This window comes from Mesonia sp. HuA40 (assembly GCF_008017835.1).
GTDB lineage: Bacteria > Bacteroidota > Bacteroidia > Flavobacteriales > Flavobacteriaceae > Mesonia.
The window spans coordinates 330,754-343,455 of sequence record NZ_VRLT01000059.1 but is presented as its reverse complement, the minus strand read 5'-3'; the positions used below and the strand labels follow the sequence as shown (position 1 = coordinate 343,455).

Genomic DNA, 12,702 nt, shown 5'->3' with positions numbered 1-12,702 from the left:
TGCTGTTATTTACCGTGGAGTTCCTTCAGTAATTCAGGATTCATAACATGTTTACCATCAAAAGCGTGAATACTTAATTTTTTACCGAATAGCGCTCTCGCTTTTTGTAATTGTAAATTAAGTTTTTCTTTGGTAAGGTATTGGTCTTGTCTGCCATAAATCAAGAAAACTTTTGTTTCTGCACTCAAGTGTGAAAACGCTTTGACGTCAAGTTCCGCTGGTATGCTCCCTGAATGAATAAAAATTTGCTTCGGATTTAATTTTCGTTTAGCTATCCAACGCAGCGCTATAGAAACCCCTTGAGAATATCCTAAAATATTTAAAGGCAACTCACTTTGTTTATTTTCAACTCTATGAACGGCATCTAAATACTGAAATAAGTTTTCTAATTCTAGCCAAGTATTTTCTTTTGTGAGCCAACTGGCACCAACATGTTTAAAGTCTGATTTTTGATAATATTTTGAAGGGGCTTGCGGAACAATAAAGTAATTCTTTTGCTGATCAAATGAATTAAAGTAACGAGCAAAGTATTTGCTGAGGTAACCCATACCATGGAAGCAATACCAAAACTGCTCAGTCTGATGTCCTAAAAGGTTGAGGGTAGAATAGGTGTTGGTGTGTTGGTAAGAAACTTTTTTTTCATGACTACTCATATCTTATCCATTTTGTATTTTTACCTTTTCAAAATGCGAATTAAACGTATTTTAATTACATAAAAAAATGAAAATAGATACAACAAAGTTATTGGCAGAATTAAACGCTCGATGCGAAAATACTTTGATGGAAACACTAAGTATTGTTTACACAGCAATTGGGGATGATTTCTTAGAAGCCGAAATGCCGGTAAACTCAAAAGTTTATCAACCTGACGGTGTCTTACACGGTGGGGCAATGGTGGCTTTAGCCGAAAGTGTAGGAAGTGCGGCCAGTATGATTTTCCTAGATAAGGAAAATTATTATATAAGAGGGATAGAAATCTCGGCCAATCATGTTAAAAGTATTCGCGAAGGGCTAGTCAAAGCTAAAGCTAAGTTCTTACATAAGGGCCGCACCACTCAAGTTTGGGATATAAAATTAACCAATGAGCACGGTCAATTAATTTCTGCAGTTAAATTGACAACTCTAGCTATTCCTAAAAAATAACTTATGGAAAGTAACCTTTTCTTTAATTCTATAACCAAGCATTTAAAGGCTCAAAAACCTTTGGTTGTATATCGAAAACCAGGTCAGTCCCTTGTGACCGCTCAATTACAACAGAAGTTAGCAAAGCAAACTTTTAAGCGGCATCAACAAGAAGGTTTTATTTTTGCACCATTTTATAAAGATGAAGCCAGCTACTTTTTTTCAATTAGAGATGCCGAAATTTTGAAGTTAACTAGTTTTGATAAATCTTCAATAGATTATGTAGAGCCCACAGTCTTGCCAGTAGAACAAGAACTTTTGTTTCAAAAGCAGCAGCATATAAAACTTGTTTCTGCAGCGATTGATGAAATTAAGCAGGGTGGTTGCCAAAAAATCGTAGTTTCACGAATCGCAAAATATGCGGCTAAAGGTGAAGCATTAACCTATTTTAAACGTTTGCTTTATAAGTATGACTCAGCCTTTGTATATATGTGGTACCACCCCGACGAAGGGCTATGGTTAGGCGCTACCCCTGAAGTTTTAGTTAGAACGCATAGAAATAAATTAAAAACAATGGCCTTGGCAGGAACTCAAAGTGCCAATGAAACTCAAACAACTTTTGTATGGGGAGAAAAGGAGAAAAAAGAGCAAGCCTTTGTTACTTCTTTTATAAAAGATAACTTAAATACTATCGATGGAGTTGAGCAAATTGAAATTTCAAATCTAAAAACGCAGGTTGCGGGAAAAGTTGCGCATTTAAAAACTGATATCAGTGCTAAGTTTAATCCAGAAAAAATGAAAGAAATTATAAAGCAATTGCATCCTACACCTGCGGTTTGTGGAACACCAAAAGATGAAGCTAGTTGTTTCTTAGCCGAAAACGAAAATTATAAACGCAGTTATTATGCAGGATATTTAGGAGAAATAAATAAACCGGTTACCCAAGACCGCAATCCGCGAAAGCGTAACGTAGAAAATTCAGCTTTTAGAAGCTTGAGTAAAGAAACTGATTTATATGTAAATTTACGTTGTATGAAATTAAATGAAGGTTGTGTTCATCTGTATTTAGGAGGAGGAATCACAGATGAATCAGTTCCAGAAATGGAGTGGGAAGAGACTTTAAAAAAAGCCAGTACTCTAGCCTCTATTTTATAGTAAGCTTTGCAATTATTAATCTTTTTATACAGGGTATTTTACTAATTTTGAAATAAAATTTAATTTATGCAAATTTCGAGCATTCCATTAGCTCAGTCGGTTGTCTTGTTATGCTTGTCAAAGGGTATTAATCATATTGTGATATCTCCCGGTTCAAGAAATGCCCCGCTTACTATAAGTTTTTCAAATCATCCTGAAATTAAAGCTTTTAGTGTTGTAGATGAAAGATCTGCTGCTTTTGTAGCTCTGGGGATGGCACAACAAATAAAAAAGCCTGTAGCGTTATTGTGCACTTCTGGTAGTGCTTTACTAAATTACTATCCTGCTATAGCTGAAGCTTTTTATAGCGATGTACCTTTGGTGGTAATTTCTGCAGACAGACCCGTAGAGCGTATAGATATTGGTGATGGGCAAACCATTAGACAAAAAAATGTCTTTAGCAATCACATTTTATACGAAGCCAATTTACATTCTGAGGTGGTTACAGATGTATACCCTAACGATGAGAAAATTCAGCAAAAATTTGGAGAGGCGAAGTTGCATAATCAGCGTGAAATTAATTTAGCTTTAAATACGGCTATTGAGAAGAATGGACCGGTTCATATCAATGTACCTTTTTATGAGCCGTTATATGGTCTGGTAGATCAACCTACAGTCGCTCCTTTGATAATTGAACCCAACTTAGCTAGTAAAAAGTTAGAGATGCAGGAGGTGAAACCTTTTGCAGATAAATGGAGCAAAGCCAAGCGTAAACTAATTATTGTTGGCGTTTTGCCGCCTAATAGCATAGAGCAGCAATATTTAGAAATTTTGGCGAAAGATTCGTCGGTGCTTATTTTTACTGAAACTACATCAAACTGGCACCACCCAAATTTAATCTCTCGCATAGATAAGCTAATTGCACCACTTGAAAATATACCTAATCCAGCTGAAGCTTTTGAAAAATTACAACCAGATATTTTAATTAGTTTAGGCGGTCTTATTATTTCAAAGAAAGTAAAAGCATTTCTAAGAAACTATAAACCTAAAGAGCATTGGCATGTAGGAACCAACCAAGCCTTGAATACCTACTTTTGTTTAAATAAACATTTTGATGTGACCATAAATCATTTTTTTAGTGTTTTTTTTCCAATGGTTAAAGAAGTAGAAAGTGATTATCAAGCGTTTTGGATAAATAAAAAGAATCAAAGGGATACTCACCATAAGGAATATATGAAAAATTTACCTTTTTCAGATTTGAAAGCTTTTGAGTTATTGGTACAAACTTTACCCGAAAAACAGCTGGTTCATTTTTCTAATAGCAGTATCATTCGATACGCCCAACTTTTTAAATTTAAACCTCATCAATATATTTATTGTAATCGGGGAACAAGCGGTATTGATGGAAGCAGTTCTACTGCGATTGGCGCCGCCATTGTTAGTGGTTATCCTACGACCCTAGTCACAGGTGATCTCAGTTTTTTTTATGATTCTAATGCTTTGTGGAATAATTATATTCCGCATAATTTTAAAATTATTTTAATCAATAACGGTGGAGGCGGAATTTTTAAAATTTTACCAGGAGCACAAGAAAATCCTACTTTTAAAACATTTTTTGAAACCAAACATCAATTAAATGCATCTCACCTTTGTAAAATGTTTGGTTTTGAATACCATCCGGTGCACGAAGAAACAACATTGACAGACTGCTTGTATAATGTTTTTCAACAAAATGATAAACCCCAATTGGTTGAAATTTTCACAGGGAATGAGCCCAATGATGTTTTGTTAAAAAATTATTTTAAATACAAAACGAATAATTTGAAAAAAACTTGATTAAAAAGAAAAATAAATTTATCTTGAGCATTATATTAAAATACTAACAAATAAAATTATGAGTAAATTTGATGAAAAGATGGGTGATTACATCAAACACCTAGACGAAATAGAAGGTAATCACGACATCGACCTATTACGTAAAGTGGCAAAGGGTTTAGGACCATCTATTTATAATAGAGATGCTTCGACAGTATCAGGATCAGACGATAAAGAATTACAAACCGTTAAAAATAACTTCTTAATTAAAAAGTTAGGTTTGCCTGATTCTGATGATTTGATGGATGCTATAAACAAGGTTATAGATGCCTACGGACGTTCAAAACCAAATAAATATAGAGCTGTTGTATACTACTTGTTAACGAAACATTTTAACAAAGAATCTGTTTACAATTAATTTTGTTTAAATCATAGAAGAACGAAAAGAACCTTTTTTAGGTTCTTTTTTTGTTTAATGAAATTTACCAAAATCATTATGTGTACATTTGTACAAAATTTATAGCTATGCTTGCAATTGGGCAAACACACAAACTTATTATAGATCGCGATACCCCTCCTGGGCTTTTTTTAAGAGATGATTCTGGGTTAAAAGAAAACGAAGTATTACTTCCTAACAAATACAAGCCAGAAGATTTTGAAATTGGTGATGAAATAGAGGTTTTTGTTTATTTAGATCACGAAGAGCGGCCAGTAGCAACTACTTTGACTCCTTATGTAGCCTTAGATGAATTTGCTTATTTAAAATGTGTAGAAGTAAATAAACTAGGTGCGTTTCTAGACTGGGGATTAGAAAAACATTTATTTGTACCTTTTAAAGAGCAAGCCTATCCTATGAAAGAAGAAGATTGGTATCTTGTTTTTTGTTACTTAGATGAAACTTCAGAAAGGTTGGTTGCTTCAAGTAAAGTATTACATTTTTTAGATAATTCATCTTTAACTGTAGCTCCTTTTGAGCAGGTAGACCTGTGGATAGCCAATAAAACGGAATTAGGGTTTAATGTAATTGTAAATGATATACATCAAGGCTTAGTTTATCATGATGATGTTTTCCAAGATTTAAAAACTGGAGATAAGCTTAAAGGTTGGGTTAAAAAAACAAGGAAAGACAATAAAATTGATATTGTACTCAAACGACCAGGCTATAGAAGCATAGAGCCTAATGCCGATAAGATTATACACGAATTACAGCTTCAAAATGGCTTCTTGCCTTTGCATGATAAATCAGAACCTGAGCAAATAAAAAAGTTTTTAGCTATGAGTAAGAAAAGCTTCAAACGCGCAATAGGTACGCTTTATAAAAAACGAATGATAGAAATAAAGCCAGAAGGAATTTATCTTATAGAGAATTAAGCCATCGGCGTAAATCTTCATTGGTTTTTTTAAGAAATTTAGGAGCATCAAATCGGTAACCAATAACTACAGAAAAGTAGCGCACAGCGTCATCAACTTTCGCGTGTGAACTACTTGATTGATTTTGAACTTGGGTATAAGCCCGAATACCAGAGTAAAAAGCATCTGTTGTATACCCCAAACTTAGGTCTAAACTACTAGTAGTGAGTAGATGCGTAGAACTACTCGCCCTGTCACTAGTGTGAAAGGCTCCTAAGCCTAACGAAAATCCGCCGGCAACTAAAAAGTGTTCATTAATAACCCAATTATAGTGATAAGCTGGATTTATAGCTATGGTGTAAAAATTTGCATTTTCTATTTGATCTAAAACCCGAATTTTACGTAGTGCTGTAAACGAGTAAGAAATGGCTGGTATAAAACTACCAGCACTAATCATTTGTCTTTGATTTTCGAAATTTTTAGCCCGAAAAGAAAAATTAGGATTAAAATTAAATCCGGTTTTACCTTTTATTTTTAGCGAACTGGCATTTGGTAAATGAGAAGAAGCGTTGTCTACTGCCCGTACCTTAAAACCATTTTGTTTATAGAAATCAATCTCTTGAATCCACGGTCCTGGATATAAATTTAAAGAAAAGGAAAAAATTTGTCCATCTTCCTTATCTCGGTTACTATTAAATATTTTTGGTGCGAAGCCAAAACTAAATGCTAATAAATCATAATTAAAAGACAGACCTAAAGTTGTTTTTCTATTTGGTATAACCTCAATATTAGTTTTTAATTTTTCATTATATAAAGAAAATTCATTACTCGTATTAATCAGATTGGTTCTAATTAAAACCTTATCTGGGTATTGCCTAAAGTATTGAGTTTGGGATAGACTGTCCTGTGCACGAATACAGAATATAGTTGAACATGCTAAAACTAGAATACAAAGTAAATCTCGTTGAAACATAATTAATTAAGATAAAAATTGAAATTTCTACCTCTTGCATTTTTGTTGCCCATATAATTTCCTCTATAAAAATATCCATATGGATTTCGAATAAAGGGCCTACTCATATCTTCGTAAGCTTCATTTTTAATACCTCCGTCTCTAGTTTTTCTAGGATCTGTGTCTACACTAAATTCCGTTTGACGTTTAAAATTGCTTCTTGAGTCATAATAGACTTCAACCCTTTGTTTAATTTGCTCTAGCTGTCTAGTAGGCAATTGCATAGAGTAGTTTGCCTTATTTTTATTATAGTGTTTTTCTTCAGCTAAAGCAAGCATATCAATCTTTTTAAAAGTAGAAAATTGATGCATTTTTATTGGCGGTATACTAAAGTTACGTTCTTTTGATTCTATAGCGCTTAAAAAAGTGCCTAATGCAAGGCTATGGTTTTTCAAGCGCAAGGGCAATTCTAAGTTGTAATTTGCCTGTGGAATCTTTTGTGCTTGTTTTAGCTCTTGCCCGTTTACAAACATGGCTATTGACATAAAAAGAAGTAATAAAAATTTTTTCATAATCAGCTTTTCGCGGAATAATTTTAAAGCAAAAACTATGCTAAAGATATTAATAATAGAGTAACTGTACTTAATTATTAGCTATTTTTGCTATTTATCTAGTCTTTATGAAATTGTTATTACTTTTAAGACATTTGTAAATTGATATTAGAATTAATAAAATTAAATCTTATAAAAAAATTTAAGCATGAGTAAAATAAATTGGCAGACCGCAAAAACATATGAAGATATAACTTATAAGAAAAGTAACGGGGTAGCTCGAATTGCATTTAACCGACCCGAGGTTAGAAATGCGTTTAGACCCAAAACTACATCAGAACTTTTAGATGCATTTCACGATGCACAAGAAGATACGAGTATTGGTGTAGTTTTACTGTCTGCAGAAGGGCCATCACCCAAAGATGGTGTGTATAGCTTTTGTAGTGGCGGAGACCAAAAAGCACGAGGGCATCAAGGTTATGTTGGGGAGGACGGGTACCATAGATTAAATATTCTTGAAGTACAACGCCTCATTCGTTTTATGCCAAAAGCAGTGATTTGTGTGGTACCCGGCTGGGCAGTAGGAGGTGGACATAGCTTACATGTGGTATGTGATATGACTTTAGCTAGTAAAGAACACGCAATTTTTAAACAAACAGACGCAGATGTAACCAGTTTTGACGCAGGTTATGGCTCAGCTTACTTAGCGAAATTGGTAGGACAAAAAAAGGCACGCGAAATATTCTTTTTAGGGCGTAATTATTCGGCTCAAGAAGCCTTTGAAATGGGAATGGTGAATGCCGTAGTACCGCATGATGAATTAGAAGATACCGCCTATGAATGGGCACAGGAAATTCTAGCAAAAAGTCCAACCTCTATTAAAATGTTAAAATTCGCAATGAATTTAACCGATGATGGAATGGTAGGTCAACAAGTTTTTGCAGGGGAAGCAACTCGATTGGCTTATATGACAGATGAAGCCAAAGAGGGTAGAGATGCTTTTCTAGAAAAAAGAAAACCAAACTTTGATAAAAAATGGTTGCCTTAAATAATGAAAGATTTTGTAAATAATTCAATTGACCTAGATGATTTACCTGATTTTGAATCGGTTTATTTAAAAGGGAGTGTAAAAACTTATTTTAAAAAGATGGTCTTGCAATGGGCCATCTTTTGCCTCGTTTATAGCTTGATTTTATTAGCCCTTGTTAATTTAAATTGGGGCATTCCTATATGGGTTTTCAAGATAAGCAGTCTTTTTGCTTTTTTCCTTGTTTTATTAGGTGTCTTTTTAAGTTTTAAACGCTATAGGAGTATAGGTTATGCTTTAAGACAGAAAGATGTGATTTTTCAAAGGGGTTGGTTGATGAAAAAAACTACTGTCATTCCCTTTAACCGTATACAACACGTGGCATCAAAGCAAAGCTTTTTAGATAAAAAACTGGGGCTGGCTGTGCTTAGGATATATACCGCAGGAGGTTCAGGTAGTGATATTAGTATTGTAGGTCTTTTGCCTGAAGAAGCCTTAAAAATTAAAGAATTTATAATTCAGTTAATCGATGCCGAAGAAAGAACAGAATAAGCTCTTTGCTATACCACAGAACCAAAATAAACTGGGTATTTTGTTTGTTTTTCTTTATTCTTTATACAAATTTACTCGGGGCCTTATTGCCATTTTTCTTTATAGTGCACTCACCCAAAAGCTAAGTAATTACTGGTTTTATGTCACTTTGGGTTTAAGTTTATTATTCTTAATAGTGTTGGTTTTTAGTTACTTATCTTATAAGAATTTTAAATTTCATATTGATTATAAAAATTATAGGTTTGTTCTCAAACAGGGTGTTTTTTCCACGAATACCCTAGATATTTCCTTACAAAGAATACAACAAGTTTATGTTAAAAGGTCGATTATTCACCGAATTATAGGGGTTTGTAGTTTGGTTGTAGAGTCTGCCGGTAGTTCAGATAAAGAAATTGAAATCAAGGCATTATCAGAAGATAAAGCATTGGCCTTACAACAAGAATTATTAGCGCTTAAAGCGGAAGAATCTTCTGTAAATAAAGAATTAAGTAATGACTTGTTAAAGGAAGATTTAAATGAAAATGATTTTGAACAGGCCGAGGATTCTTTATTAAAGAATAATGTCGAGTGGACTTATAAATTAGGTCTTAAGAAGTTATTATTATTGGGATTAACCAGCAACTACTTCAGAGGTCTAGGATTAATCATAGTGTTTATAAGTACCGTATATGGTCAATTTTCTCAATTTGTTGATGATAATGCATATTGGAAAGGGGCAGAGGAGTATTTGGAAAAAGAGTATACTAGTGTATTTGAAATAACTTTGGTATTGGTTCTCAGTTTTTTCATATTATTTGGCTTAAGTATCCTAGTAAGTATTATAGAAACTATTTTAAAATATTTTGAGCTTAAGATCACCAAGAAAAAAGAATCTTTAGAAGTTGAAATGGGTTTAAAAACCAATACAAAATGGAGTTTAAATCCGAATCGAGTTCAAATAGTAACCCATAGCTCGAATCCATTACAAAGTCGGTTCGATTTACATCGGCTTCAATTAGCACTAATTGGCAGTGATGATCAGGTAAAAAAAAATAGTCTTATTATTCCTGGTTTAACTTTAAATAAGTTGCTGCAAATTCAAAACTTTTTGTTTTCAGTAAAATTAGAAAAAGGAGAATTCGTTAGAATGAATCCTATTTGGCTGGTTAAGCGATTAGTTATAATTTCACTACTAACTGGGGGTGCATTCTTTTTAAATTATTTTGTAGGTTGGTTTAGAATAGAATTGCTGGCCCTAATTCTAATTCCTGTTGGATTTATTCTGTTAATACTACAAATTTTTATTTTTCAGCGTTCTAAATTGGCTATTACTCCAAATTTTATAATAAAAAGCGAAGGTGTTTGGTTTAAAAAAAGAAAATATATTGAGCTTTTCAAGATACAAGCTATTAGCGTTCATGAACCTATTTTCTTAAGGAAAAGAGAGTTGGTTCATATTACTTTTCATACCGCTGCTGGAGATTTACGTTTTAATTATCTTCCCAAGAGTTATTGTGCTCAATTGAATTATTTGCTCTATCGTGTAGAATCATCGCAACAGGCTTGGATGTAAAAAAGCCTTCAGTTTAACTGAAGGCTTTTTAATTTATAATATCCGTTTTAAACTATAGCATAGATGGAAATTGTTTTGGATTTACTTCATTAAAAATTGAATATACTTTATCAAAAACATCATCAACAGAAGGCTTAGAAAAGTAGTCCCCATCTGTACCGTAAGCAGGTCTATGTGCTTTGGCGGTCAAGGTTTGCGGTTTACTATCTAAGTGAACATAAGCATTTTGTTTTTCTACTATTTGCTGAAGTATATAAGAAGAAGCTCCGCCTGGAACATCTTCATCGATAACCAATAACCTGTTTGTTTTAGCCACACTTTTTACAATATCGTGATTTAAATCAAAAGGTAGTAGCGATTGTACATCTATAATTTCACAATCTATACCTATTTCACTTAATAATTCCGCAGCGTCTTCAATTATCCTTAATGTTGATCCGTATGAAACAAGGGTAATATCTTTTCCTTCTCTAATGGTTTCAACTACACCAATAGGTGTTTTAAACTCTCCAAGATTATTAGGTAACTTTTCTTTTAAGCGGTAACCGTTAAGACATTCAACAATTAGAGCCGGTTCATCACTGGCTAGCATAGTATTGTAAAATCCTGCAGCTTTGGTCATGTTTCGGGGTACCAATATGTGAATTCCTCTTAAAAGGTGAATAATACCTCCCATAGGTGATCCGCTATGCCATATACCTTCTAATCGATGGCCTCTTGTTCGTACAATTAGTGGCGCTTTTTGTTTTCCTTTTGTTCTATATTGCAAAGTTGCCAAATCATCGCTCATTATCTGCAGAGCATACAATAAGTAATCTAAGTATTGAATTTCTGCAATAGGTCTTAATCCGCGCATAGCCATACCAATTCCTTGTCCAAGAATTGTTGCTTCGCGAATACCCGCATCGGCCACTCGTAATTCGCCATACTTTTCTTGCAAACCTTCTAAGCCTTGGTTAACGTCACCAATGTTTCCGCTATCCTCCCCAAAAATTAGGGTTTCTGGTTTACTACCAAAAATAGCATCAAAATTATCTCGAATTACTATTCTGGCATCAACAAGCTCTGCCTCCTCATCATAAGTTGGTTCTACACCTTCAATATTTAATGCTGTTGAAGCGCTCTCACTATACAAATGACTACTATAGTCCAATTGGGTTTTAGAACTAAACTCTTTTGTCCAATTTAATAAAGTCGATTTTTGTGAAGGGTTTTCTTTTATTATCAAACGTAAAACATTTCTGGCTGCCTGTAAAACCTGGTGTTTTTCAGGGTTTTTATGAGAGGCTAATTTTTTTGTAACCGCTTCAATTTTTTGCTTTGCTTGTGATGCTGGAGCTAATTGATTTAAAATATCAATCAATTGCTTTTGAGCAGTTTTAGCGGGCTCAATAACTTTCTCCCAAGCAGCTTTTTTGCCTTCACGCACAGTTTTTTTCGCCTCTTTTTCTATGGCTTCTAACTCTTCTTCATTCGCAAAATTATTAGCAATAATCCATTGACGCATTTGTGCGTTGCAATCAAATTCCTTTTCCCATTCTAAACGCTCTTTTGATTTGTAACGCTCGTGAGACCCTGAAGTAGAGTGCCCCTGAGGTTGCGTGAGTTCGCGTACGTGAATTAAAACAGGAACATGCTCTTCTCTTGCAATTTTATCGGCTCTTTGATAAGCTTCAATTAATTCTGGGTAGTTCCAACCGTTAACGCAAATTATTTCATATCCCTCGCCTTTTTCATCGCGTTGAAAGCCTTTTAATATTTCAGAGATGTTTTGTTTTGTAGTTTGATGTTTTGCATGAACAGAAATACCATATTCGTCATCCCAGACACTTATTACCATAGGAACTTGTAAAACGCCGGCGGCATTTATGGTTTCCCAAAAAAGACCCTCACTTGTACTAGCATTTCCTATGGTTCCCCAAGCGATTTCATTGCCTTTATTAGAAAACAATTCTTGATCTATACCTTCAACATTTCTGTAAATTTTAGAAGCTTGAGCTAATCCTAGTAAGCGAGGCATTTGGCCTGCAGTAGGTGAAATATCTGCACTTGAATTGGCTTGATTAACTATAGGTTTCCATTGGCCATCCTCTTGCAAACTATGGGTTCCGAAATGTCCACCCATTTGACGCCCTCCCGACATTGGTTCTTGTTCAATATCGGTATTTCCGTAAAGTCCTGCAAAAAACTCTTCTACAGATAATAGGTTTAACGCCATCATAAAGGTTTGATCACGGTAATAACCCGATCTAAAGTCACCATTTTTAAATGCCTTAGCCATGGCCAGTTGAGGCACTTCTTTACCATCACCAAATATCCCAAACTTGGCTTTTCCTGTTAAAACTTCTCTACGACCGAGTAAACTGCATTCGCGGCTTATTACGGCTGTTTTATAGTCTTTTAAAACTTCTAACTTAAAGTCTTCAAAGGAAAGGTCTATATTTTCTTTTACTTCTTTCTGCATGCTTAAATCTTTTTGAGAACGGCACGAAGATAAGAAATTAGAATCAGATTTTCAATAGAAAATGATTTGAGGTATTAATAATAATTTCTAATAAAGGCTTTTTGATTAAAATTATCATAAAAAAACAATTTAAAAAGCCTTAATTGTTGCGTAATTCTAAAAATCGCAAATATTTGTTAGCAT

12 protein-coding genes are annotated in these 12,702 nt (G+C 34.0%); 8 read left to right on the top strand and 4 right to left on the bottom strand.

Translation table 11 applies throughout. From position 1 onward, the window contains the following. Positions 1-5 precede the first annotated feature (5 nt). Positions 6-653 carry an alpha/beta hydrolase gene (locus tag FT993_RS11180; protein ID WP_147862628.1) on the bottom strand — a complete coding sequence of 216 codons (648 nt, stop codon included), beginning with the start codon at positions 651-653 and terminating at the stop codon, positions 6-8. Positions 654-720: 67 nt separating this feature from the next. Between FT993_RS11180 and FT993_RS11175 the strand changes: the two genes are divergently transcribed. The 5 genes from FT993_RS11175 (at position 721) to FT993_RS11155 (ending at position 5,442) form a co-directional block, all read left to right on the top strand. Further along, positions 721-1,143, top strand: a complete 423-nt coding sequence (locus FT993_RS11175) for a hotdog fold thioesterase (protein ID WP_147862627.1) — start codon at positions 721-723, stop codon at positions 1,141-1,143. 3 nt (positions 1,144-1,146) lie between these two features. Next, positions 1,147-2,277, top strand: coding sequence for a chorismate-binding protein (locus FT993_RS11170; protein ID WP_147862626.1), 1,131 nt, complete (start codon positions 1,147-1,149; stop codon positions 2,275-2,277). Positions 2,278-2,343: 66 nt separating this feature from the next. After that, a complete protein-coding gene (gene menD / locus FT993_RS11165; protein WP_147862625.1) occupies positions 2,344-4,092 on the top strand; it encodes a 2-succinyl-5-enolpyruvyl-6-hydroxy-3-cyclohexene-1-carboxylic-acid synthase in 1,749 nt (582 codons plus the stop codon). A 58-nt stretch (positions 4,093-4,150) separates the two neighbouring features. Continuing rightward, positions 4,151-4,489, top strand: a complete 339-nt coding sequence (locus FT993_RS11160) for a DUF2853 family protein (RefSeq protein WP_147862624.1) — start codon at positions 4,151-4,153, stop codon at positions 4,487-4,489. Between the two features lie 107 nt (positions 4,490-4,596). Further along, the gene (locus tag FT993_RS11155; protein ID WP_147862623.1) at positions 4,597-5,442 is read left to right on the top strand and encodes a S1 RNA-binding domain-containing protein; all 846 of its coding nucleotides are present in this window, start codon (positions 4,597-4,599) and stop codon (positions 5,440-5,442) included. Here the strand turns inward: FT993_RS11155 and FT993_RS11150 are convergent. Both FT993_RS11150 and FT993_RS11145 read right to left on the bottom strand, forming a co-directional pair. Further along, positions 5,429-6,394 carry a DUF4421 family protein gene (locus tag FT993_RS11150; RefSeq protein WP_147862622.1) on the bottom strand — a complete coding sequence of 322 codons (966 nt, stop codon included), beginning with the start codon at positions 6,392-6,394 and terminating at the stop codon, positions 5,429-5,431. The genes FT993_RS11155 and FT993_RS11150 overlap by 14 nt on opposite strands. 2 nt (positions 6,395-6,396) lie before the next feature. Further along, positions 6,397-6,945 (bottom strand): hypothetical protein, encoded by a 549-nt coding sequence (locus FT993_RS11145; RefSeq protein WP_147862621.1) that lies wholly within the window; start codon positions 6,943-6,945, stop codon positions 6,397-6,399. Positions 6,946-7,132: 187 nt separating this feature from the next. On the opposite strand from FT993_RS11145, the gene FT993_RS11140 reads away from it, so the two are divergent. Genes FT993_RS11140 through FT993_RS11130 form a run of 3 tightly spaced genes read left to right on the top strand, consistent with a single transcriptional unit; the run spans position 7,133 to position 10,055 of the window. Continuing rightward, positions 7,133-7,972, top strand: coding sequence for a 1,4-dihydroxy-2-naphthoyl-CoA synthase (locus FT993_RS11140; protein ID WP_147862620.1), 840 nt, complete (start codon positions 7,133-7,135; stop codon positions 7,970-7,972). A 3-nt stretch (positions 7,973-7,975) separates the two neighbouring features. After that, positions 7,976-8,503, top strand: coding sequence for a PH domain-containing protein (locus FT993_RS11135; protein ID WP_147862619.1), 528 nt, complete (start codon positions 7,976-7,978; stop codon positions 8,501-8,503). Further along, positions 8,481-10,055, top strand: coding sequence for a PH domain-containing protein (locus tag FT993_RS11130; RefSeq protein WP_147862618.1), 1,575 nt, complete (start codon positions 8,481-8,483; stop codon positions 10,053-10,055). Before FT993_RS11135 ends, FT993_RS11130 begins: the two co-directional genes overlap by 23 nt. 52 nt (positions 10,056-10,107) lie before the next feature. Here FT993_RS11130 and FT993_RS11125 read toward each other — a convergent pair whose 3' ends face one another. Continuing rightward, positions 10,108-12,519: a thiamine pyrophosphate-dependent enzyme gene (locus FT993_RS11125; protein ID WP_147862617.1), complete on the bottom strand. Its 2,412-nt coding sequence runs from the start codon at positions 12,517-12,519 to the stop codon at positions 10,108-10,110. Between the last annotated feature and the right edge of the window lie 183 nt (positions 12,520-12,702).